This window comes from Psychrobacillus sp. FSL W7-1457 (assembly GCF_038593405.1).
Lineage (GTDB): Bacteria > Bacillota > Bacilli > Bacillales_A > Planococcaceae > Psychrobacillus.
Genome location: NZ_CP151993.1, coordinates 2,482,289 through 2,504,839, shown reverse-complemented (window position 1 = coordinate 2,504,839; position 22,551 = coordinate 2,482,289). Strand labels below are relative to the sequence as shown.

Annotated in this window: 22 protein-coding genes and 1 pseudogene; 18 read left to right on the top strand and 5 right to left on the bottom strand. The window is 37.4% G+C overall.

Going from position 1 to position 22,551, the window contains the following annotated elements:
* Positions 1-455: 455 nt before the first annotated feature.
* Positions 456-1,295, top strand: coding sequence for a PHP domain-containing protein (locus NSQ95_RS12185; RefSeq protein WP_340883070.1), 840 nt, complete (start codon positions 456-458; stop codon positions 1,293-1,295).
* Positions 1,296-1,630: 335 nt separating this feature from the next.
* On the opposite strand, the gene NSQ95_RS12180 is transcribed toward NSQ95_RS12185, so the two are convergent.
* On the bottom strand, positions 1,631-1,963 hold the full coding sequence (locus NSQ95_RS12180; RefSeq protein ID WP_340883071.1) for a cytidine deaminase: 333 nt from the start codon (positions 1,961-1,963) through the stop codon (positions 1,631-1,633).
* Positions 1,964-2,098: 135 nt separating this feature from the next.
* A complete protein-coding gene (locus tag NSQ95_RS12175; RefSeq protein WP_340883072.1) occupies positions 2,099-2,626 on the bottom strand; it encodes an AAA family ATPase in 528 nt (175 codons plus the stop codon).
* An 875-nt stretch (positions 2,627-3,501) separates the two neighbouring features.
* On the opposite strand from NSQ95_RS12175, the gene NSQ95_RS12170 reads away from it, so the two are divergent.
* From NSQ95_RS12170 to NSQ95_RS12160, 3 genes are all read left to right on the top strand, one after another.
* Complete coding sequence (locus NSQ95_RS12170) at positions 3,502-4,722, top strand: IS110 family transposase (RefSeq protein WP_342559691.1); 1,221 nt, start codon at positions 3,502-3,504, stop codon at positions 4,720-4,722.
* Between the two features lie 449 nt (positions 4,723-5,171).
* Positions 5,172-6,593, top strand: a complete 1,422-nt coding sequence (locus NSQ95_RS12165) for a sodium:solute symporter family protein (RefSeq protein WP_342559705.1) — start codon at positions 5,172-5,174, stop codon at positions 6,591-6,593.
* A 129-nt stretch (positions 6,594-6,722) separates the two neighbouring features.
* Positions 6,723-7,439 carry a Fe-S oxidoreductase gene (locus NSQ95_RS12160; protein WP_342559704.1) on the top strand — a complete coding sequence of 239 codons (717 nt, stop codon included), beginning with the start codon at positions 6,723-6,725 and terminating at the stop codon, positions 7,437-7,439.
* A 50-nt stretch (positions 7,440-7,489) separates the two neighbouring features.
* Here NSQ95_RS12160 and NSQ95_RS12155 read toward each other — a convergent pair whose 3' ends face one another.
* Positions 7,490-7,678, bottom strand: coding sequence for a hypothetical protein (locus NSQ95_RS12155; protein ID WP_342559703.1), 189 nt, complete (start codon positions 7,676-7,678; stop codon positions 7,490-7,492).
* 269 nt (positions 7,679-7,947) lie between these two features.
* Here NSQ95_RS12155 and NSQ95_RS12150 point away from each other — a divergent pair, with 269 nt between their 5' ends.
* The 6 genes and pseudogenes from NSQ95_RS12150 (at position 7,948) to NSQ95_RS12125 (ending at position 11,354) form a co-directional block, all read left to right on the top strand.
* Positions 7,948-8,361 carry an NUDIX hydrolase gene (locus tag NSQ95_RS12150; protein WP_342559702.1) on the top strand — a complete coding sequence of 138 codons (414 nt, stop codon included), beginning with the start codon at positions 7,948-7,950 and terminating at the stop codon, positions 8,359-8,361.
* A 12-nt stretch (positions 8,362-8,373) separates the two neighbouring features.
* Positions 8,374-8,697 (top strand): hypothetical protein, encoded by a 324-nt coding sequence (locus tag NSQ95_RS12145; RefSeq protein ID WP_342559701.1) that lies wholly within the window; start codon positions 8,374-8,376, stop codon positions 8,695-8,697.
* A gap of 12 nt (positions 8,698-8,709) precedes the next feature.
* Positions 8,710-9,252 (top strand): DUF402 domain-containing protein, encoded by a 543-nt coding sequence (locus NSQ95_RS12140; protein WP_342559700.1) that lies wholly within the window; start codon positions 8,710-8,712, stop codon positions 9,250-9,252.
* A 14-nt stretch (positions 9,253-9,266) separates the two neighbouring features.
* Positions 9,267-9,740: pseudogene (locus NSQ95_RS12135) on the top strand (GrpB family protein); the annotation flags it as partial.
* 18 nt (positions 9,741-9,758) lie between these two features.
* Positions 9,759-10,262 (top strand): NUDIX hydrolase, encoded by a 504-nt coding sequence (locus tag NSQ95_RS12130; protein ID WP_340885919.1) that lies wholly within the window; start codon positions 9,759-9,761, stop codon positions 10,260-10,262.
* An 18-nt stretch (positions 10,263-10,280) separates the two neighbouring features.
* Positions 10,281-11,354, top strand: coding sequence for a nitronate monooxygenase (locus NSQ95_RS12125; RefSeq protein ID WP_342559699.1), 1,074 nt, complete (start codon positions 10,281-10,283; stop codon positions 11,352-11,354).
* Positions 11,355-11,847: 493 nt separating this feature from the next.
* Here the strand turns inward: NSQ95_RS12125 and NSQ95_RS12120 are convergent, their stop codons facing one another.
* Together NSQ95_RS12120 and rnhC are read right to left on the bottom strand one after the other, a co-directional pair.
* Positions 11,848-12,372 (bottom strand): GNAT family N-acetyltransferase, encoded by a 525-nt coding sequence (locus NSQ95_RS12120; protein ID WP_342559698.1) that lies wholly within the window; start codon positions 12,370-12,372, stop codon positions 11,848-11,850.
* Between the two features lie 15 nt (positions 12,373-12,387).
* On the bottom strand, positions 12,388-13,329 hold the full coding sequence (gene rnhC / locus NSQ95_RS12115; RefSeq protein WP_342559697.1) for a ribonuclease HIII: 942 nt from the start codon (positions 13,327-13,329) through the stop codon (positions 12,388-12,390).
* A gap of 78 nt (positions 13,330-13,407) precedes the next feature.
* Here rnhC and zapA point away from each other — a divergent pair, with 78 nt between their 5' ends.
* From zapA to NSQ95_RS12075, 8 genes are all read left to right on the top strand, one after another.
* Positions 13,408-13,668, top strand: coding sequence for a cell division protein ZapA (gene zapA / locus NSQ95_RS12110; RefSeq protein ID WP_169361101.1), 261 nt, complete (start codon positions 13,408-13,410; stop codon positions 13,666-13,668).
* 4 nt (positions 13,669-13,672) lie between these two features.
* Positions 13,673-14,215, top strand: coding sequence for a CvpA family protein (locus NSQ95_RS12105; protein ID WP_169361102.1), 543 nt, complete (start codon positions 13,673-13,675; stop codon positions 14,213-14,215).
* A gap of 103 nt (positions 14,216-14,318) precedes the next feature.
* Positions 14,319-16,025 (top strand): DNA polymerase/3'-5' exonuclease PolX, encoded by a 1,707-nt coding sequence (polX, locus tag NSQ95_RS12100; RefSeq protein ID WP_342559696.1) that lies wholly within the window; start codon positions 14,319-14,321, stop codon positions 16,023-16,025.
* Between the two features lie 11 nt (positions 16,026-16,036).
* Entirely contained in the window at positions 16,037-18,400 is a 2,364-nt protein-coding gene (locus NSQ95_RS12095) for an endonuclease MutS2 (protein WP_342559695.1), read from the top strand.
* Between the two features lie 195 nt (positions 18,401-18,595).
* The gene (locus tag NSQ95_RS12090) at positions 18,596-19,006 is read left to right on the top strand and encodes a DUF350 domain-containing protein (protein WP_169361105.1); all 411 of its coding nucleotides are present in this window, start codon (positions 18,596-18,598) and stop codon (positions 19,004-19,006) included.
* Between the two features lie 370 nt (positions 19,007-19,376).
* Complete coding sequence (locus tag NSQ95_RS12085) at positions 19,377-21,074, top strand: AMP-binding protein (RefSeq protein WP_342559694.1); 1,698 nt, start codon at positions 19,377-19,379, stop codon at positions 21,072-21,074.
* A gap of 88 nt (positions 21,075-21,162) precedes the next feature.
* Positions 21,163-21,744, top strand: coding sequence for a TetR/AcrR family transcriptional regulator (locus tag NSQ95_RS12080; RefSeq protein WP_340883085.1), 582 nt, complete (start codon positions 21,163-21,165; stop codon positions 21,742-21,744).
* A 16-nt stretch (positions 21,745-21,760) separates the two neighbouring features.
* Positions 21,761-22,534 carry an enoyl-CoA hydratase gene (locus NSQ95_RS12075; protein ID WP_342559693.1) on the top strand — a complete coding sequence of 258 codons (774 nt, stop codon included), beginning with the start codon at positions 21,761-21,763 and terminating at the stop codon, positions 22,532-22,534.
* Positions 22,535-22,551 lie beyond the last annotated feature (17 nt).

Genomic DNA, 22,551 nt, shown 5'->3' with positions numbered 1-22,551 from the left:
GGATAGTCGTTTTGTTACTACACTTTGCTATCAAACTGTTCCTGTAGTTTTTCAGGCAAAAACCATCTGGTGAACAATCAAATCTTGCCTTTATAACATAGCCAAAACATAAAATGAGCTCGTGTCTCCGAGCTCACTTTAATTTAATATGGCTATGTTAAAAGGAAGGGTTGATTTTAAATACACTTAAAAAATATGCTAGGATATTTTCTCTAGGCCCATTTAAGGCACTCCATGTTCAATACGACACTGTCCACAATAATATAACAAGCAAAATAGGTTCTGTAAATTTTGATAGTTTTTTATTTTAAGGAGGAATACTGAAATTCATTTCGTATTTATTATATTTAATGGAAATGAAATAAAGGTAAATGACCGTCATCGAATAATAGAATTAATAGTATATAAGAAAAAAGGAATAAGACATCCATTTACAAATTAGAGGTGAAATTATAATGTATGCAGATTTACATATTCATTCGTACTACTCCGATAGCACCCGTTCTCCTGAGGAAATTGTCAAGAAGGCAAGAGAGCTCGGCATTGACTTATTATGTGTAAGCGACCACAACACAACAGCAGCTTATAACGAGCTTGTTCAATTGTGTAAAGAGTACAAAATTAAATTAATTGGAGGTGCAGAAATTTCTACCTCTTTTAAAGGTAAAGAATTTCATGTCCTCGCTTATGATTTCGATTTTGAAAACAAAGAGATTATTAATATTTGCAAACAATCTGAGTCGGTTTATGCTGATATTGATTTAGAATTAATCAAAAGTATGAGTGTTGATTATCAGGAAATAAGTATAGAGGAATTTAACTCTTACAATAGAAATATAAATAACGGTGGGTGGAAAGGTTTTGATTACTTAAAAACCAAAAATTTAGTTAATAATGTTTCTAGTTTTTTTAAGCTCGTCAGCGATTATCATGTTCAATCAAAAAGGTCATTTCCATCGATAGAATATGTAATAAATGCAATACATAAAGCAAATGGTAAAGCCGTTATTGCCCACATCGGAGAAAACTTGAAGAACAATCTTAAAGAAATAGTACCTCGTTTAAAAGTACTTAAAAATATGGGTGCAGATGGCTTTGAATGCTATTACACGACCCATACAGAAGAAACAACAAAAGTTCTCGTTGACTTTTGTCAAACAAATAATATGTTAATAACGGTAGGCAACGATGATCATGGTGGATTTAACAATAGATCCAATGTTATCTATGAAATGGGAGGAGTTAAGGTCGATTTTAGTAAATTGAATCTGGAAGATATTGAGATTTTTGGTTAAATTTAATAACCGTGTATGGTAGCACAAAACAGGATTTTTTCATTTTAATAAAAAATCGACATTAAAAACGGTGCGGTGAATCCTTCTTGTCTTCGGAGTAAATAGCTTGTCATGGAAAGGCTGACATTTTTATTGTGTTTTTAAAGAAGGATTACAGAATAGTTCAACCACTGTTTCATTAACAGGAGTTTTACTTTAATAAAGTCACCTATTTTTCACATATCCCTAAGTCTATTAAAACGCAAAAACCCCTAGTTTTATTTGAAAGAAGGGGTTTTTCTTTGTATTCAATTATACGATTTTCAAATTAATTCACTACACTACATTTAAGAAGGTCATTCAGTATCACTTGTATATTTTTCTGGTATTAATTGCATTACCCAACATTTTTCTATATCCTCGTGTGGATGAGGGTGGGCTACTGCAACAATCGTTTCAAATTCATGGTCGCCCTCAGATATAGACTTACCAATAGCCATTGCTTCGCCACATACTGTAATTCTTCCTACATTGGCTTCAACGTGTACCGCCGAGTAAATCTTTCCCGTTTTCGTCCTTACCGCTGATCCAATGTGATGTCGTTCGTATCTATAATTCTTTTCAATAACGTTTTCTGCCTCTTTAATCAATTCATAATCTATGCTCTCTAAAGCTCTTACTTCTAACATAATAATCTCCCTCTCAACAATTCAACTTTATTTACTATTTCGCTGCTTTTTCAAATACACCTCTTATACAACTAACCTGTCCCGTTCGTTAAAGTGTAACTTTTCACATACAAAACCAACCATAGAACATAGCCTTTAATATTTAAAAGAGGAATTGTTTTTTATATTCACAAAAGCTTCATCTAAATCAGATGGCTGTAAGTAGGTTGTATCGTAGAGAAAGCGTTTATTTTTTCCTTTAGCTTCAAATTCATTTAGTAATTCTACACACCTTAATCCCATCTGATGTTCCTGGATCCTTAAAGAATCCCTTCTTAAAAGTTCTTTTCTCTCGACCCATAAAACAACGCACCTAATTTCCGCGTTTTTAACCTCAGCATAAATCTTTTCAGAGAATCTCTCTACTTCATCTGGAAACGCAACATAATCAATGATTATATCCTTATTTGCCTGTACGAAGTTGATACTTAAATCGGCTATATTATCCCAAACTAACGATAGAGATTCTTTACTTTTCCAAGGAGGAAGATATCCTCCAACAACCATATGATTTATTAAATCACCTTCAATATAGGCGCTATTCTCAAACTGTTCTGCAAGCCCTTTTGAAATCGTGGATTTACCAGCCCCCGCTGGTCCAGATATAATATATATTTTATTCATTCTTTCCACTTCTCTCCAATTTTTATGTACTTCACTGTTAAAATCGTTGCTCAACTAACTTGTGACCTTCGTGAAACAGGAAAGAAAAGCTGCCTTTACTAGCCTATGATTTTTACTTAAGGATCCGATAATTGAAGAAATGGTGGTTACATTTCAAGCCATTCATTCACATTTAATTTTATTCCACTTGCTGTTTTCCTTTAGGATTTCTAATCCTGCATTGGTAAGCTTCTACTATCCATTATAAAACTCCACCTTACTATTTTTTTAGTATTCTAAAATATTTCACGAAAATGGTCCGGCAAAGTTCGAACTACTTCTAATATTTCTTAGCTTTGATAAAGTTATTGGTTTATTTTGACTAACAATTCTTTCTTATAGTGACTGTAAACATTATATAAGTGACCTTCAAATGACTATTAAGATCATAAATAAATTATAAAATTGGGGTTGGTGACAGTTTTTCGGCTTTGTTTATTCAAGTAAATTTATAAGCAATTTATCGATGCATCAAAGATGTTCCTATTTATTGATTGGAGCGCCAGACGGCGACACCTACGGGATGAATGAGACAGATAAGACATCACAACCACGCGCGCTAGCGATGGGTGATGGCTTATCGCTCACCCCGAGGAAACATACTAACATTAGTAGTACAAACCAAAGGCCATGGTTTGTGCTACTATTTTTTTATAGTAGAAGTGAAGAAAAGCCGCCCGGACGCTGGGATCTTTGAATCCGTATCGGAAACCGGCTAACTTCACAACCCTATTAGAATCAGTTTAGTATGTTGGATCCTTAGAGACCGTGTAAGAAAAGGGAATCGTTAGGGCGATGTGAAGACTTCTATGGCTAAATAAAAGGAGGAGAAACACATGACACATGTGGTAGCGTTTGATGTCAGTAAGGGAAAAAGCACCGTAGTGATCTACAACCAATACAAACAATGTGAGTTTGAAGGGGAAATTCTCCACAACCGTTCTTCTTTTGAGGAATTAGATGGCACCCTTTGTGATCTAACCGTTCGTGGCCAGGCACCTGCAATCGTTTTCGAGGCGACCGGGTCGTACTCCAAGCCGCTTGAAAGGTTTCTCCAAGACCGTTCGTATGCCTATTGCTGTATCAATCCCCTGGAGGCTAAAATCCAGATGACCAGGTTGCGAAGGCAAAAGACGGACAAGGGGGATGCCCATGAATTGGCCAAGTCCCATTTCAAGGAGGAACGCAGGGAGACCCATCAGTCAGCGGAGGATTATTATGACCAGATGCGTGCCCTCACCCGTTACTATGAAGAGGTCAATGCGGAAGTAGAACATGTGTTTAACCGGATGCATGCTATCTTACAACTTAGTTTTCCAGAACTAGAAAGCTTTTGTTCGACTAGCTCGGTTCTTTTCCTGAACATCGTACAAGCATATCCACACCCTGATGAGGTGCTCGATTGTTCTAAGACGATTCTGCGCAATCGTCTAAAGAAAAGTACCGGAAAAAATATCTCGGTCAAACAGGCAGAGGAAAAGAGTCTGACCTTGATAGAGCTGGCAAAGAACTCCTATCCTGCAATCAGCCGTAAGGATGTGCGATGCGAGCAGCTAAGAGATTATGCCAAGAGAATTATTGAACTGAAGGCGAAGAAAGCACGGTTGGTCAAACAGATGGATGACCTTTCGAAAGACCGAAAAGAATATCAAATCCTGCTTTCTATTCCGGGGATCGGAAAAGTCACAGCCGGCAGGATCATCGGCGAACTGGGGGATATCAGCCGCTTCCACAACCATAAGCAATTAAACGCCTACGTGGGGATAGATATGATGAGGTATCAGTCAGGGACCATTTACAAGAAAGACAAAATCAATAAGCGAGGCAACAAAAACCTCCGAAGGATCTTGTTCTATATGATACAGACGATGCTTTCGTGGAGGAAAAAGAAAAAGAACCACCTGGTGGAGTATTATGACAAATTAAAAACGCAACCCCAGAGAAAGCCTCATAAGGTTGCGAGTATCGCGTGTGTGAATAAGTTTTTGAAGATGCTTTTCCACCTCATTCAACACGACTTAATGTACGATTACGAAAAGGCTACGACCATTTTGTAACCGTTAGGTTGACTATACCATATTTGGCCTAGTAAGAAAAAGCAATTTAAGCTAGGTCTATTTAGTATGCGGAAATTTAGTTTGGTTGGGGAGGGGTACCCCTCCCCAACCAAACTAAATACCTAAACTCCTAAAATAAAGATATAAATACTTGACTAAGGGTAAGAAAGCGTCCGGCTGGTGCGGAAATCAATTCTACTCTCTGATTTCTTTTTCTATGCGTCATAAATCAACCCTAATCTTTAACAGAGCCTATTTCTTTAGCAAAAGAGAGACTCCCAATTTTTTATGGAAATTTCTAATCTTACTATTAGATAAGTAGATATTTATTCGTTCTTTTTTCTGGTTTATATCTATCAAGTATTGGGTAGTAAAGTAATAGCAAATTTTTAATAATTCACTTATTTTATTAACAAAATTTGTATTAACCACGAAGGAGAGGGGATTTAATGGGTTTATCGTTTTGGACATGGACAGTTACGATAATATTATCATTAGCTTTTATAGGAATGTCTTTCCTATTTAAGAAAAAAGCAGATACAAGCTTTTCTCATTACGCAATAGCTGGTGGAACATTGCCATTTTTCTTATTATTGTTTACAGACATTGCGACCATCATGGGGGTCGGCAATTTCGTAGGCCATTCCTCAAAGGGGTATGAGATTGGAATAGCTAATGTGCCATTCGTCATTGGAGAACAGGGTGCAAAAATATTATTTGCACTTGTATTTGCAGGTTTTGCGGCAAAGTTTACATATAATACACTAGCAGAAATGATGGATGATTTAATCATAGGAGATAGATTATCTCGTGGTTTAATAGCCATTTTAACTTCCTCTATAATGATAGCTTGGGTAAGTGGACAAGCAATGGGGATGGGGGCGCTATTTTCAGCCTTTACTGGAGCAGATCCTCTTATGATGATATTGGTTTTTTCTGCGGTGTTTATCATTTACACAGCAGTTGGCGGTATGTATTCTGTTGTATGGACTGACCTCATACAGGGAGGAATACTCATTGCCATCGCTGTTTGGTTTTACATACAAGTATTCGATAAAGTGGATTTTAGTTTTACGACCCTAAAAAGTGGGTTGGAAAATGTAGGGGCAATCGAGTTAGCTCAAATGAATCTTTCTGCTATAGAGGTTATTTCTCTATTTGTTACAGGAACTTTAGGGATACTGGCTGCTCAAGTATATTGGCAGCGGTGTTTTGCTTCAAAAAATCCGAAGGCAGCAAGCAGAGCTATGCTAATCAGTGGAATAGTAGCAATTGTATTTACTGTTTTTGCAACACTAGCTGGAATGGTAGTAAAAATACAGAATCCTAATTTAGCTGCAGATGAGGCTATTTCCTGGCTTATTTTAGAAGAAATGACGCAATTGGCTGCTCTCGCGTTTTTTATCATGATATTTTTAGCGGCTATCTCGAGTGCTTCTTCTCTTTTACATTCCGCCGCAGTCGTCATTGTAAACGACTTAGTGATTCCAAATATGAAACCTAAGGAAGATTCCTATTACTTAAAGTTAACGAGAATTGGAGTTATCGTAATTGGGGCTTTTACAATTGGGACAGCTATTTGGGCAGACTCTATTATAGATTTATTCTCCTTGGCTTATTCGATGGCTGGCGGAGGAGTTGTGCCAGTCTTAGTTGTCGGCTTACTTTGGAAAAAGAAAAAGGGTCAAGAATTTTCAATGGGTTCAAGTAACAGTCAGGTTTCCGTTTGGGGAGCAAGAGTTGGTATAGTTGCTGGCTCTATTGCCTCACTTGCCTTAGGAATTTTATGGGGTGTTGTAGTATCTGTACTGTTAACTATGATCATCTCCAAAATGGCTCCTACTCCAAAAGAGACATCTTTAGAGGTATAACGAATACACCCCTATACCGATTCCGCAATCGATATAGGGGTTTTCTCTCGTTCAAGCTGGAAATGTTGCAATGACGGTCCCTTCCGATAAAATAGAAGTATTGAATAAATTATTTGAATAGGTGAGAATATGCCAGCAATTACGTTTGAACAAGAATTTATATTAAATGAACATCGAATATATACGACTAGGCCGCTTCGTACACTATTCACTTTAGAACGCCTCAGCAAAGAATTTTTCCAGGATGATTTTGCAAAACTGATGCAAGGAATTACGGATGCAGAAAATCAGGTAGCAGCTGTTTCTCATTTTGCTAAAAGATATGGTATGTTTTTTGCCAATCAATTTTATATGTTAGCGGCTTATGACATGATTTGGGATGGTAAGCATACTGAACTTCATTTCGATGTCACCAAGGAGTATGATGCCTACACCATTGCTATGTTCATCAATCCAAATGATTTTCGTTATGTGAAAGAAACAGAACGAGAAGACGTGATTATGAAAATATTAAAGAAGCAAGGGTACGAGATTGTTCAATATTTGAGAAAGACAACAAGTATCTCGCCATTGGTAATTTGGGAAAGCTTTTTTGTTTCCATTGTTAAAATATATGAAAAACTTTTAGAGAATCCATCTACTGCATCTCAGGCGATGGATGATATTGAAATTTTAGAGAGTACTGAGGCTTGGAAATCATTTTCAACTAAATCTCTTTTTTATGAATATACAAAAGGAAGAAATCCAGCAGTGCTAGTCAATCAGCCGATCCGACGGAGCTGTTGTATGTCGATGGATATCCCCGGGCAAGGGGCTTGTGGTTACTGTCCTAAAACTAACTTTTAAAACTATACTTCCAAAAATTTAGAGCCCTGCCATAAAAGGCAGGGCTTGTTCTATGGAGATTTTTTGTGACTGATCCACCAATCTATGTGTTCTAAATTAAAGACTATAATATCTCCGATTGGTCTAAGATGTGGTATTTCTTTATTTAGAATCAATTGGTGGATTTGTTCTTCTGTGAGCGGATAGCCAACAGAATCTAAATATGTCGTTAGTTTTTTTACTCCATAGACTCTTCTCAACTAATCACCTCCCACCAAAAGCTCTTCCATACAAAGAAAAAACTCTTAGTGAGACGTATTAATTGTTAAATAAATATATTAATATATACCCTTTTTTTAGAAAATTAATCCTAAAGACTCGGAACGTTTGTTTGGTGAATATTCTAAAATTTCAGAACATAAATTTATCAATTTTGTTATAATTTCTTTATTAGATTGAGGCTGTTCAATAGTTTAAGGATTGAGTCTAAGCCCTCTTCCTAAAAATTAATTTACGGGAGAATCATATATTGAAAAGAGTAGACGTGGTATACGGCTTAATAACGGATAGGAATGAAGAAAATATACTAATGGTCAAAAATAAGGGGGCAGGTTGGACACTTCCAGGTGGAACAGTCGAGCCTGGCGAGACACTTGAGCAAGCAATTAGAAGAGAAATTCAAGAAGAAACTGGATTAATAACGGAAGTAGAGAGAGTAGTGGCACTAAATGAAGCATTTTTTACACACAAGGATAGCCAGGTATTGTTTGTAACATTCAAAATGAACGTACTTAATGGAGAGTGTAGCATACAATATCCAGATGAAATAGCAGAGCTAAGATGGGTGGATCATGAAACCGCTAATAAATGGATGCCCTATCACCCAGGAGGAATAAACAGCTTGTTAAATTCAGCAGCACCCTATACGTTTCAAAACAATTAGGAGGGAATGGAAGTGTTTCATTTATTTAAAAATATTAGTTCTAGCAAAGAAAATATAGAAAGTAAGGTAGATAGGATATACGAGGACGATGATTTAGGAGTTGGCATACTCATCCACTTTACTCCAATTGCCACTTATATGTATTTATCTACCGATATACTTATAGAAAAAGGAGATACCTTGTATGATTCTAAACGCAGAGAGATCATTGTAGAAGGCAACAGTGTATCTATCACACTAAATAATAGAAGGGAAATCCCAGAGATAATTGATTTATATGGATTAAACAATTTGGATTTACCTTTAATCACTATAGAAGTGACATTATCCTATTAAAGGAGAATTAGGATGGTTATAAGAAAATACGGTGAACGCCCGGGATGGTCAAGAATTTTAAAAAGACGATATACTTTTGTAGAGATTAGTTCCGAACAGTTTACTGGAGGGGCATCCCTTTTACATTTAGTAGAGACGGCAAACCCATTATGGGTTAGTTATGATGCAAAGAAAGTTTGTATTGCGGACCAGGGGTATATGTGGCTACAGCTTTACCCATCGGGGGAAAACTATACGGTGACGACGATGTTCGATCATACCGGAATGGTAGTTCAATGGTATATAGATATATGTCACGAACAAGGCATTGACGTTAAAGGACCTTGGTGGGATGATTTATATTTAGATATTATCGTCCTTCCATCTGGTGATTATTTTCTCGTGGATGAAGAGGAGCTTGAAGAGGCTTTACTTACTGGGCAAATAAATCATGAAAAATATGAATTAGCAAAAGCTGTTGCAAAAGAGGTAATGAATGATTTAAAGGAAAATAACATGAACATTTTAAATATGGTCATAGACTATAAAAATGATTTAGTAGAACTTCTTAAATAAAAGTGGGGATTATAATGAGAAAAGTTGAAGTTAAAGAGTTTACAAAGAAATGGGCTACTGATTTTCAACACGAATCAGAGCATATAAACAATATATTTAAGGAAGAACTATTAGAAATTCACCATATAGGGAGCACTGCTATAGAAGGGATTTCCGCAAAGCCGATTATTGATATCATGCCAATTGTTCGGGATATTAACCGAGTAGATTTGTACAATGAAAGAATGATTGCGCTTGGCTATACCCCAAAAGGAGAAAACGGTTTACCAGGTCGACGCTACTTTTAAAAAGGGGGAGACAATAGGACTCATCATGTACATATTTATGAACAAGGGAATCCTGAAATAGAGAGACATCTTATTTTTAGAGATTATTTAAGAAAACATTCTGTGGAGGCCAAGAAATACGGTGAGCTAAAGAAAGCTCTTGCCCAGCAGTTTCCTTATGATGTGGAGAGTTATATTAATGGTAAGGACAAGTTTGTGCAAACATTAGAGGAAAAAGCTATGCGATGGAATAATAGAGTTCAGTTGAATTTTCATAGAGCGTTTGGAGTGTATGGTATCTGTATACATGAAAACAAGCTTCTAGTTATTCAGAAAAATGGTGGCCCTTATATCAACCGCTATGACCTTCCAGGTGGGAATTTAGAAACAGGTGAATCGCTGCAGGAGGCAATTGAAAGAGAATTCCAGGAAGAAACAGGGTTATTAATCGATGTGCGTAAACAGATTGGAGCAGCTGACTTTATTATTCACACCGATTGGAGAGAAGGCACGGCTGTACACCATGTAGCCGTTTTTTATGAAGTTGAGCATGTAGGGGGATCGATATCTGCACCATTGCAGTTTGAAGGACAGGACTCACTAGGAGCTGTTTGGATTTCGGAACAGGAAACATCGACGGAAAATTCCTCGCCCTTAGTCTTAAAAGCATTTGAATGGTTGCGAACAAAAAAGATATCTGTTGAAGCTACTTATTATGAACAGTGGAAAGTTAAAAAGAACTGAAATAAGGAGAGGTTTTCTATGATAGGAAATAATTTTTTGAAGGCATTAGATTTAAAGTTCCCTATCATTCAAGCGCCAATGGCTGGAGGAATTACGACTCCTGTGCTAGTTAGTGAAGTCTCCAATCAAGGTGCCCTTGGAATGATTGGTGCAGGATATTTAAAGCCTGATCAATTACGAATGCAAATAAATCAGGTGAAGGCACTTACGAATGCAAATTACGGAGTAAATTTGTTCGTTCCTGAGCATTTTGAATTGAATGAGGACCAGGTTGAAAAATCTAAGCAGCTAATAGACAATTATGAGCTCCTTTTAAATCATAAAATGAAAGAACCGGACTTACCTACAAAAGAAATTGAAAAGCAAACATATGAGGAACTCCTAAAGATTGTTATAGAAGAAAGAGTGGCCGCTTGTTCCTTTACATTTGGAATTCCTTCCAAAAAAACTATTGAAAATCTTAAACAAAACGGGATTAAGACAATAGGGACAGCTACTACTGTGCCAGAAGCCATAGCTATCGAACAGGCGGGGATGGACGCTGTAGTTGTACAAGGAAGTGAGGCAGGAGGGCATCGTGGGAACTTTTTAGTAGATTCCCCTAACAGCATGATTGGCTTAATGGCACTGATTCCCCAAGTTGCTGATCAGGTATCGATACCAGTTATTGCAGCAGGAGGAATAATGGATGGCAGAGGACTATCTGCTGCGTTATGTTTAGGAGCAGATGCCGTACAAATGGGAACTGCCTTCTTAACCTGCAAAGAAAGTGGGGCACACCCAGTGCATCGACAAGCCGTACTGCAAGCAAAAAGCGAGAACATAGTGAGTACGAAAGCATTTTCCGGGAAGGAAGCAAGAGGAATTGAAAATCGTTTTATGAAAGAAATGCATGTGCATGAAAACAAGCTACCGCCCTTTCCCGTCCAAAATGCTCTTACCCAAAACTTAAGAAAAGCGGCCACTCAGCAAAAGAATGCAGATTTCATGTCTCTATGGTCGGGCCAAAGCCCAACATTAGCTAGAGAGGAAACGGTTGAACAACTTGTACGCCGTGTTGTAAATGAGGCTAACCTAATCTTAAATAAGTAGGCTTTAAGAAATATGGTGCCATTAAATTAAATAGCTTTGTTAAATTTTTTGGTTGATTTTGACTAACCATTCTTTTTTATAGTGACTGTAAACATTATAAAAGTGACATTCAAATGATTATTAAGATCAAAAATAAATTATGAAATTGGAGTTCGTGACAGTTTTTCGGCTTAGTTTATGCGAGTAAATTTATAAGCAATTTATCGATGCATTAAAGCTGTTCCCATTTATTGATTGGAGCGCCAGACGGCGACTCCTAGGGGATGAGTGAGACAGATAAGACATCACATCCACGCGCGTAAGCGATGGGTGATGGCTTATCGCTCACCCCGAGGAAAGCGTCCGGTTGGCGCGGAAATCAATTCTACTCTCGAATTTAAAGATTTCTTTTTCTATGTATCATAAATCAACCCTACTCTTTAACATAGCCAATTAAATAAAGAGGAATTTCATAATATTCTCACGAAATTCCTCCATAAAAGCATATTATAATCTATTGTGATATAGTTTCCTTATTCAATCTACATTCATACACTGGCTCTTCTTGCTGTGTATCTTCAAACCATTTCAACCCCATATAAGTAAAGCCCACTCGCTCTAAAATTTTGAGGGATCCAACATTTTCTTTGCTTGCAGAAGCTGAGACAAGTTCAACCTTTGGATGAAGTTTTACAATGTTCATACAAGCTCCCACGGCTTCTGTTGCATACCCTTTTCCCCAAGATTTTTTATTGAAATGATAAATCAATTCTACTTCCTCTATTGTATTTTCAACATTGAAGCCAGCTGCTCCAATTATTCCTCCTGTACTTTTTTCCATCACTGCATAAACGGATAGATTATTATTTTCGTGACAGTGGTGATAAAACTCGATCGTTTTAGGCAATGTTTCGACGGTAGCCGAGCCACCACATAATTTCATCACTTCTTTGTCTCCCCAAAAAAGCTTTGCTGGTTCTACATGGCTTTCCTCAAATACTACAAGGCGTAATCTTTCTGTTTCCCCTATAATGTTCATTTATTTTCCCATCCTTTAAAATTTCCTTTTTTGCACAAGCTTCATGGCTTTTTGTGTATTTGCAAAATGCCATTTGGTAATGGATTTGAGGAATTCCTCGCCATGCTTTAAATAAATTTTTGCCGCTATCTCATCGACTTTTGCACTAGCCCCCTTAGGAATTGGAGTTTGGGCTATCTCTGTGAGGCGGTCCATTTCCTTTAAGAAAGCATATCTTGCTATAATAGAGGCAGCAGCAACGGAAACGTGTAATTGCTCTGCTTTTGTGGAAAACAAAACATTTTCACGAATGATCTCCTTTTCCATTTTAATATGGTTATAATAAATACCACGTTCAGCAAATTGATCAATTAGGATGTATGATGGCTTCTCGGGTTCCATTTTTTTCAAAACATGCTTCAATGCTTGGTTATGCATCATAGCCTTTATTTTACCTTGTGACCAGCCGCGTCCTTGGATTTCGTTATATTTTTCATTTTTTAATACGAGCACACTATGTGTTAAGGTTTTCATCAAATCTGGAGCAATACGACGCATTAGCTCATCTGTGAGCATTTTAGAATCTTTCACACCGAGCTCTTTTACAAGCTCTACTTGATGAGAAGGTACAAAGCAGGCTGCTACCGTAATAGGTCCAAAATAATCCCCGGTTCCAGTTTCGTCTGAACCAACTACAGATTGTAATTCAAAGTTTTCCGGGAGCGTGTCACCTTTCGTTAGGGGGCTTTTTACAGTAGTTGTTGTAGAGGAGGTTCCACCATTCCATAGAGCTGCCTCCCTAGAAGCGCCATTTCCTTGGAACATAACCTTCCCAGATTTATAGATAGTGATTGCTGTATCTGATAGCTTAGCAGCGAAAACGACTCCCGGTGCCGAGCGTTCGATTTTGTATTTTAAGTAATGTGCCTTAACTTTTTCTATTTCATTTGCGGGCATTAGTAAAACTTCATTTGACATTCATATGTTCCTTTCTTCACATCGTAATCTATTTCGTGTTATTATTATACATAGGATTTTCTGGGGGAGGGTATGTCTTTGTCAGAACAAGAGAAAACAAGAATTTCTGTTGATATCTATGGACAGAATTATAAAATGGTAGGTACAGAAACTTCTGGTCATATGAGACTCGTTGCCTCCATGGTAGATGATAAAATGAGAGAAATACACTCTCACAATCAACAGCTAGACATCGCAAAATTGGCAGTGCTTACCGCTGTTAATGCAGTAAACGATTACATAAAAGTAAAAGAACAATTAGAACTTCTAGAAGAAGAATTGAAAAGGCTAAAGGACTGAAAAAATGTTAGATTTAATTATACTGATTTTATTAATTGCCGGTTTTGTAACTGGTGCTAGACGTGGGCTGATTGTACAGCTCATTCATATGGTAGGCTTCATCATTGCTCTAATTGTTGCTTACACTTATTATAAACCACTGGCGGATAAATTTGTTCTCTGGATTCCATTTCCTGCAGTAACCTCAGAGTCCACATTTACGATAGCAGTAGAGACTTTGGATCTCGATCAAACGTTTTACCGTATTATCGCATTCACACTGATATTTATGGTAGTTAAGTTCGGGTTACAATTATTAGCCTCTATGTTTGATTTTTTAAAGTACTTGCCTATACTAGGATTTGTCAGCACTGTAACTGGTGCGATTCTAGGGTTTATTGAATTCTATTTCATTTTATTCGTACTTCTATACGTCGTTGTGCTTTTACCAATTGATTTTATCCAAAATGCTGTATCAGGCTCATTCTTAACTTCATGGATGCTTGAGCATACGCCAATTTTATCTGAAATGGTCAAAAACTGGTGGTATATTTATTTGGAAAAGTAACAATGTCTAAGATAAACTTCTCTCAGTAGAGGGAAGTTTTTTTAAATAGTTAACTTATAGTTTGTGAAAGACTTATGTTTTCTTACTTAAAGGAGGTCTACTGGTGGATAAAAAGACGATAATTAAAACATTAGAAAAAATTGCATTATATATGGAACTCCAAGGAGAAAATCCTTTTAAGGTATCTGCTTTTCGAAAAGCAGCACAAGTTTTAGAGCTAGATGATCGTAGCTTGTCTGAAATGGATAATATAACTTCGCTTAAGGGTATTGGTGCGGCAACTGGATCGGTAATCACTGATTTAATGGAAAGTGGACAATCCTCTCTTCTCAAAGAAATGCAAGAGAAAGTTCCAAGTGGACTGTTGCCTATGCTAAAAATCCCGGGTCTTGGAGGAAAGAAAATTGCCAAGCTGTACAAAGAATTAGGTATTGAATCCATCGAACAGTTAAAGACTGCCTGTGAGGAAGGGAAGGTTCGCGGACTAGCAGGATTTGGGGCCAAAACAGAGGAAAAGATACTTGCACAGCTAGAAGTGTTTCAAACCAAACCGGAAAGAACTGCTATTTGGCAGCTTGAGCCTATTGTTGCTTTTATCGAAGATACATTAGCGAATATAGATGAAGTTGTTAAATATTCCGTTGCAGGTTCGTATAGACGAGTAAAAGAATCTAGTAAGGATATCGATTTTATCGTTGCGACGAATTCCCATCAAAAGGTCAGAGAGCAATTACTAGAGAAGCTTCCCCTTCTAAAAATTATTGCAGCTGGAGACACTAAAGTATCAGTTACGTTAGATGTTGAAAACGAAGTAGATGTAGACTTTAGGTTAGTAGAACCTCATCAATATGCTTCTGCATTACATCACTTTACAGGATCTAAAGATCATAATATTAAAATGAGACAAATTGCCAAAGAAAAAGGGCTGAAGATAAGTGAATATGGTGTGGAGCAAGAGGACGGCTCCGTACAGTCCTTTGAAACAGAGGAAGAGTTTTATTCATTCTTCGATTTACCGTTTATACCTCCTACTTTACGAGAGGATGGGACAGAACTAGACAAGCTAGAAAAGATACCAAGTCTAGTAATGCTTGAGGATATTAAGGGCGATTTTCACATGCACTCCACTTGGTCAGATGGAGCTCATTCTATTGAAGAAATGGTAGAGGCTTGTCGTGAAAAAGGTTATTCCCATATGGTGATAACAGACCACTCTAACTACTTAAAAGTTGCTAATGGTCTTTCAAGAGAGAGACTGCTACAGCAAATCGAAACGATACAAGGATTAAATGCAAAATATAACGATATTGAAATATTAGCTGGAACGGAAATGGATATACTTCCTGACGGTTCCCTGGACTTTGATGACGAGCTACTAGAGCAGCTAGACTTCGTAATCGCGTCTATACACTCTAGCTTTAGCCAGTCACAAGATAAAATTATGGCAAGACTTCGTACCGCAATGGAAAACCCAAACGTTCATATGATTGCTCACCCTACAGGAAGAATTATTGGAAGTCGTACAGGCTATGAACCAGATGTGCCAATGTTAATAGATTGGGCTAGTGAATTTGGAAAAATACTAGAGCTTAATGCAAACCCACATCGTCTCGACTTAGAGACAGAATACTTGAAGCTGGCACAGGAAAAAGGCGTTCTGATAGCCATTAATACAGATGCCCATCATATCGATCAATTAAGATATATGGATGTAGGGGTTAAATATGCTCAAAAAGCATGGCTGAAAAAGGACAACATTGTTAATACATGGACATTTGATCAGTTCAAACAGTATGTGAAGAATAAATAGGAGGTGCCATGGTGATAGCCGAAAGAGCACTGAAAACTTTAGAATATTATAAGATCAGAGAAGAGGTAGGGAAATATTGTACTTCCTCTATCGGAAAAACGCATATAGAAAAGTTAGTTCCATCTGTTGATTACGAGGAAGTAACTAAGCTTTTAGAGGAGATGGATGAGGGACTTACCATACTACGGCTAAGAGGCAATGTTCCAATGGGAGGTATCGTCGATATACGTCCACATGCAAAACGGGCTCAAATTGGCGGGATGCTAAGTCCGATGGAGCTGATGGAGACTGCGAGTACGATAAGAGCTAGTAAAATCCTTCGAAATTTCCTTGAGAACGTCGCAGATGCAGAGTCAGTAGCAATCCCACATTTTCTATCTAAAAAGGACTCTTTGCCGATTTTAACGGCTTTAGAGCATGAGATAAACGACTGTATCGATGAAAACGGAAGTGTACTGGATAGTGCAAGCAGCACGCTGCGCTCCATCCGTCAGCAGTTAAGAATTCAAGTGAGTCGCGTACGTGAGAAGCTAGAGAGCTATACTCGTGGGGCCAATGCATCCAAAATGCTTTCCGACTCAATTATTACCATTCGAAACGACCGCTATGTTATACCGGTAAAATCAGAATATCGTAGCCATTACGGTGGAATTGTACATGATCAGTCTTCCTCTGGACAAACACTTTTTGTTGAACCATCAGCGGTAGTCCAAATAAACAACGATATTCGTGCATTAAAGGTAAAAGAACAAGAAGAGATTGAACGTATTCTTATTCGTTTGTCAGGCGAGGTAGAGGCTGTTGGACATGAGATATTCCTGTTAGTTAATATACTAGGCGAAATTGACGTCATATTAGCAAAGGCTAAATATGGACAGGCAGAAAAATGTACGATGCCACAAATTAATAATAATGGCTACATTCGTTTGGTGAAAGCGAGACATCCTCTTATTTCAGTAGAACAGGCTGTTCCTAATACAATTGAATTTGGGAAGGATATTACTGCTATAGTAATCACTGGTCCAAATACGGGAGGGAAAACCGTTACATTGAAAACGGTTGGTCTTTGTACTTTAATGGCTCAAAGCGGGATACCAGTACCAGCATTAGACGGGTCGGAGCTTGCGTTATTTGAGTCCGTGTTTGCTGACATTGGCGACGAGCAGTCTATTGAGCAAAGCCTAAGTACATTCTCGTCTCACATGGTTAACATTGTGGATATTCTAAAAAAATATAACGAAAAATCATTAATTTTGTTTGATGAGCTTGGTGCTGGAACTGATCCTCAGGAGGGAGCAGCTCTTGCGATCTCTATTCTAGATGCTGTCCATGGAACAGGAGCTCGTGTCATGGCAACTACTCACTATCCTGAGCTAAAAGCTTATGGCTACAACCGACCTGGTGTGGCTAATGCAAGTGTGGAGTTTGACATTGAAACACTCAGTCCAACATACAAGCTTTTAATAGGAGTCCCGGGGCGAAGCAATGCATTTGAAATATCAGAGCGTTTAGGCTTGCCAAACCATATTATTTCACAGGCACAAACCTATACGGGTACCGACCGTGGAGAGGTAAATTCTATGATTGCTTCCCTAGAGGATAGTCGTAGACAAGCTGAGCGAGATGCAGAAGAAACCGAGGCTGAGTTAGAAAAGGCTAAGCATTTAAAGGATGATCTTGAGCGAAGACTTGCAGAATACGATGAGAAAAAAGAAAAACTAGAACAAAAAGCGAAAGACAAAGCTAGAAAAATAGTGGAAGAGGCAAGAAGAGAAGCGGACGAAATTATTAGAGAGCTACGAAAAATGCAATCTAATACACATAAGCTTGTGAAGGAACATGAGTTAATAGATGCTAAAAAACGTTTAGATGAAGCCCTTCCGAACAATCCTGTATTGAAAAAACAGAAAAAAATAAATGAACGAGTAAAAGAATTACAGTCGGGCGACGAAGTAAAGGTGTTAAGCTTTGGCCAAAAAGGGACCTTACTAGAAAAGGTGTCTAAATCCGAATGGTCCGTACAAATTGGAATGCTCAAAATGAAGCTAGATGAATCAGACTTAGAATTTATAAAACCAGAAAAGCAGAAACAGAGCGTATCAGTGAATGCAGTAAGAGGTAGAGATGCACATGTGAAGCTTGAGTTGGATTTACGTGGAGAGCGCTACGAGGATGCTATTATTCGAACAGAAAAATATTTAGACGATGCGATATTGTCGAACTATCCGAGAGTTTCTATTATTCACGGAAAAGGAACAGGTGTCCTAAGACAGGCTATTCAGCAGTACTTGAAAAATCATTCGCGAGTAAAAAGCTATCGATTCGGTGAGGCTGGCGAAGGTGGACACGGTGTTACTGTCGTTGAACTGAAGTAATGTTGGAAGGAAGGAGAAACAGATGTCATTTAATCCGTATTCTCTTTCCTCCCCTTATTAGTAAAAGTAGATATAACTCGTTATTTTCTTATTAACAAAAGCACTGGGAAATGGAAATTCATTCAGCTATATAAAAAAATGAAACTTTCATTTTTATAAATCGTAAAGATAGAAAAGTTTGAAAGGGGCTATATCATGCTGCTAGGTAGTTTTTGGTCAAATCCATTAGTAGAATCTGCAGGTTATTTTAGTGTGGTTATATTATGTTTAATAGTTTCCATGGTTATGTTTGAGATCGTGACCAAATATAAAAACTGGCAGGAAATTAAAAATGGAAATGTCGCAGTGGCACTAGCCACCGGTGGGAAGATATTCGGTGTATGTAATATCTTTAAATATTCAATTGAAGAGCATAATACACTTTTTGAGATGATTGGTTGGGGACTATATGGCTTCGCTCTTCTAATTATCGCCTATTGGTTATTTGAATTTTTTACTCCAGGCTTTAATGTGGATAAAGAAATAGAAAATGATAATCGATCCGTTGGATTTATTTCGTTAATTATTTCTGTAGGATTATCATTTGTTATTGGTGCGAGTATTTAATTAGGAGAGATAAAGATGGAGAAATTATCAAAGGTATTAATTGTAGTTGGAATATTTTTTCTAGCAATTGGCATAATATATATAGTAAAAAATTCATAGAGTTATTTAAGCTCCAGAGGAGGCTGTAATAATGCGTTAGTAAATTCAATTGAATGAATTAACGAATTAGTACAGTCTCTTTTTTATGTTGCTTTAAGTTGATTACACTAACGTTTATGTTTTGTCAGGCCTATTACTTTCTTAGTTTGTATTGGAAATGCAAAGGGACTACTACTTTTCTTTTTTTATGAATTGAATTGTCATTCATTTTTATCTATAATAAAAAATAGGAATATTCACTCTATTAAAATCATACAAAGGGGGCAAACAAATGATTGAAAAACCATGGCTTTCTCACTATCCGCCGGAAGTTCCACACACGCTTGACTATGAAACTATTCCTGTCCAAGAGTATCTTACGAGAGCGTACAAGAAATTTCCAGCGAAGATAGCCATACATTTCATGGGGAGAGATGTAACTTACAAAGAGCTTTACGAATCATCGATGAAGTTTGCGAATTATTTGCAGTCACTAGGATTGCAAAGAGGGGACAGAGTAGCAATCATGCTGCCAAACTGTCCACAAGGGGTTATAGGTTATTTTGGGACTTTATATGCAGGTGGTATTGTTGTACAAACAAATCCTCTGTACACTGAACGAGAAATCGCGTACCAGTTAAAGGATTCAGGAGCAAAAATCATTTTAGCTATGGACATTCTTTTTCCTAGAGTTACTAAGGTAATTAAAGAAACAGATTTAGAAAATATCATTATCACAGGAATTAAGGATTATCTGCCCTTTCCTAAAAATCTTATCTATCCATTTATACAAAAGAAGCAATATGGCTTTAGTGTAAAAGTTGAGCATCGAGGTATGAACCATCTATTTACTGAAATTATGAAGGTCGGTAAGACGGATACTATTGACTTAACGTTCGATTTTGAAGAAGATCTAGCTTTACTTCAATACACTGGTGGTACTACTGGCTTCCCTAAAGGCGTTATGCTCACGCATAAGAATTTGATTTCAAACGTTTCTATGAGTAGAGCATGGTTGCATGAATGTCGTGAAGGAGAAGAGTCGATTTTAGGTATCTTACCTTTCTTTCATGTATATGGAATGACTACTGTAATGATTTTTTCTGTCATGCAATGCAATCGTATGATATTATTACCTAAGTTTGATGTTGAGACGGCACTAAAAACAATTGATAAACAAAAGCCCACACTATTTCCAGGCGCTCCAACTATGTACATCGGTATTTTAAATCACCCAGATGTTAAAAAGTATGACTTATCTTCTATCGTAGCTTGTTTAAGTGGTTCAGCAGCCCTACCAGCCGAGGTTCAAGAAAAGTTTGAAGAAATAACAGGTGGAAGACTAGTAGAAGGTTATGGTTTAACTGAAACGTCTCCTGTTACACATGCAAATTTAATATACAGTGAGGACCGGGTAAAAGGCTCCATTGGTGTTCCCTGGCCAGATACAGAAGCTACCATTTTTGGACCAGAATCTACTGAGTCATTGCCACATGGAGAAATAGGTGAAATCGCTGTCAAAGGCCCACAGGTAATGAAAGGCTATTGGAATCGCAAAGAAGATACGGAAATGACGATGCGAGACGGATGGTTATTAACAGGTGATTTAGGGTACATGGATGAAAACGGTTTCTTTTATATTGTAGACCGTAAAAAAGACCTTATAATCGCTGGTGGGTATAATATTTATCCGCGTGATGTAGAAGAAGTATTATACGAACATCCAGCTGTTCAAGAATGTGTAGTAGCTGGAGTACCAGATCCATATCGAGGAGAAACAGTAAAGGCATACATTGTATTAAAAGAGGGTATAACTGCGACAGAGGAAGATCTCAATACACATTGTCGTGATAACCTTGCTTCCTTTAAGGTTCCTAGAATTTATGAATTTAGAGATGAGCTTCCTAAAACTGCCATCGGGAAAATTTTAAGAAGAAATCTGATAGAGGAAGAAAGAGAAAAGTTGAAGAAGGTAGCAGTTGAGAGTTAATTGTTTATTGACAATATAAAAAATTGAATATAAAATAAAAATATGAATGAATCATCATTCATATTTTTATTTTTTGGTGGTGAATTCATTGAAGAAAGACAAACCTAAGTATAAACAAATTATTGACGCAGCAATCATCGTCATAGCTGAAAACGGATACCATCAATCTCAGGTTTCTAAAATAGCTAAACAAGCTGGTGTTGCAGATGGAACAATCTATTTATACTTTAAAAACAAGGAAGATATTTTAATATCGGTTTTTGAAGAAAAAATGGAAGTGTTTGCTGATAACTTGAAAGAAATTTTAAAAGAGGACATCAGTGCCTCTGAAAAATTATATAAGATGATTGAAAATCATTTTAAGGTACTGGCAAGTAATAAGCATCTAGCAACTGTAACCCAATTGGAGCTTCGTCAATCCAATCTAGCCTTGCGTTTACGAATAAATGCTATCTTAAAAAATTATTTGACATTGCTCGACACCATCTTAAGAGAAGGTATAAAAAATGAGGAATTCGAAAATTCTGTAGATATTCGCTTAGCAAGACAAATGGTTTTTGGTACAATTGATGAGACGACTACTTCCTGGGTGATGAATGAGTATAAATATGACTTGGTCGGACTTACAGAGAAAGTGCATCGTTTATTATTAAAAGGGATAACAACCTAAAAAGGGATGTGGGTAAATGGAGTTTTTGTCATGGAATGTCGAAAATCATGTAGCAACTGTTACTCTGAATCGTCCTCCTGCAAATGCACTAGCAAGGGGTGTCATTTTAGAAGTTAATAGCTTGTTAGACGAAGTGGAGCACGACGATAACGTTCGTGTGATCCTTCTAAAAGGAGAAGGACGATTTTTCTCAGCAGGGGCAGATATTAAGGAATTTACCACAGTGACTTCTGGAGAAGAGTTTTCAAAGCTAGCTTCTAGTGGACAAACTATATTTGAAAGAGTCGAAACATTCTCTAAACCAATTATTGCTGCCATTCATGGTGCAGCACTAGGTGGGGGATTGGAACTGGCAATGAGCTGTCATATTAGACTAGTTGCTGACAATGCTAAGCTTGGATTGCCAGAGCTACAGTTGGGATTAATACCTGGCTTTGCCGGCACCCAACGTCTTCCACGCTATGTTGGGTTTGCTAAAGCAGCAGAAATGCTTTTAACAAGCGATCCTATCAGTGGGAAAGATGCAGCTGCATACGGGCTAGCAAACCATGCTTATCCAGAGGAAGAATTGATTGAAAAGGCTGGGGAGCTAGCAGCTAAAATTGCAAAGAAAAGCCCAGTTGCAGTAAAGGCAGCATTGGAAATGCTTCAATATGTGAAGCCTGAATCTTATCACGAGGGTGTAAAAGCAGAAGCGAATGCCTTCGGAACAGTTTTTGTTTCAGAGGATGCAAAAGAAGGTATATCAGCATTTATCGAAAAAAGACAGCCTGACTTTAAAGGTAAATAACAATATGGGGAGGACTT

What these genes read in the sequence shown, in the direction of transcription:
- NSQ95_RS12185 (WP_340883070.1), top strand. Translation starts at nt 456, where the DNA reads ATGTATGCAGATTTACATATTCATTCGTACTACTCCGATAGCACCCGT.
- NSQ95_RS12180 (WP_340883071.1), bottom strand. Translation starts at nt 1,963, where the DNA reads ATGTTAGAAGTAAGAGCTTTAGAGAGCATAGATTATGAATTGATTAAA.
- NSQ95_RS12175 (WP_340883072.1), bottom strand. Translation starts at nt 2,626, where the DNA reads ATGAATAAAATATATATTATATCTGGACCAGCGGGGGCTGGTAAATCC.
- NSQ95_RS12170 (WP_342559691.1), top strand. Translation starts at nt 3,502, where the DNA reads ATGACACATGTGGTAGCGTTTGATGTCAGTAAGGGAAAAAGCACCGTA.
- NSQ95_RS12165 (WP_342559705.1), top strand. Translation starts at nt 5,172, where the DNA reads ATGGGTTTATCGTTTTGGACATGGACAGTTACGATAATATTATCATTA.
- NSQ95_RS12160 (WP_342559704.1), top strand. Translation starts at nt 6,723, where the DNA reads ATGCCAGCAATTACGTTTGAACAAGAATTTATATTAAATGAACATCGA.
- NSQ95_RS12140 (WP_342559700.1), top strand. Translation starts at nt 8,710, where the DNA reads ATGGTTATAAGAAAATACGGTGAACGCCCGGGATGGTCAAGAATTTTA.
- NSQ95_RS12130 (WP_340885919.1), top strand. Translation starts at nt 9,759, where the DNA reads ATGCGATGGAATAATAGAGTTCAGTTGAATTTTCATAGAGCGTTTGGA.
- NSQ95_RS12125 (WP_342559699.1), top strand. Translation starts at nt 10,281, where the DNA reads ATGATAGGAAATAATTTTTTGAAGGCATTAGATTTAAAGTTCCCTATC.
- NSQ95_RS12120 (WP_342559698.1), bottom strand. Translation starts at nt 12,372, where the DNA reads ATGAACATTATAGGGGAAACAGAAAGATTACGCCTTGTAGTATTTGAG.
- rnhC (WP_342559697.1), bottom strand. Translation starts at nt 13,329, where the DNA reads ATGTCAAATGAAGTTTTACTAATGCCCGCAAATGAAATAGAAAAAGTT.
- NSQ95_RS12105 (WP_169361102.1), top strand. Translation starts at nt 13,673, where the DNA reads ATGTTAGATTTAATTATACTGATTTTATTAATTGCCGGTTTTGTAACT.
- NSQ95_RS12090 (WP_169361105.1), top strand. Translation starts at nt 18,596, where the DNA reads ATGCTGCTAGGTAGTTTTTGGTCAAATCCATTAGTAGAATCTGCAGGT.
- NSQ95_RS12085 (WP_342559694.1), top strand. Translation starts at nt 19,377, where the DNA reads ATGATTGAAAAACCATGGCTTTCTCACTATCCGCCGGAAGTTCCACAC.
- NSQ95_RS12075 (WP_342559693.1), top strand. Translation starts at nt 21,761, where the DNA reads ATGGAGTTTTTGTCATGGAATGTCGAAAATCATGTAGCAACTGTTACT.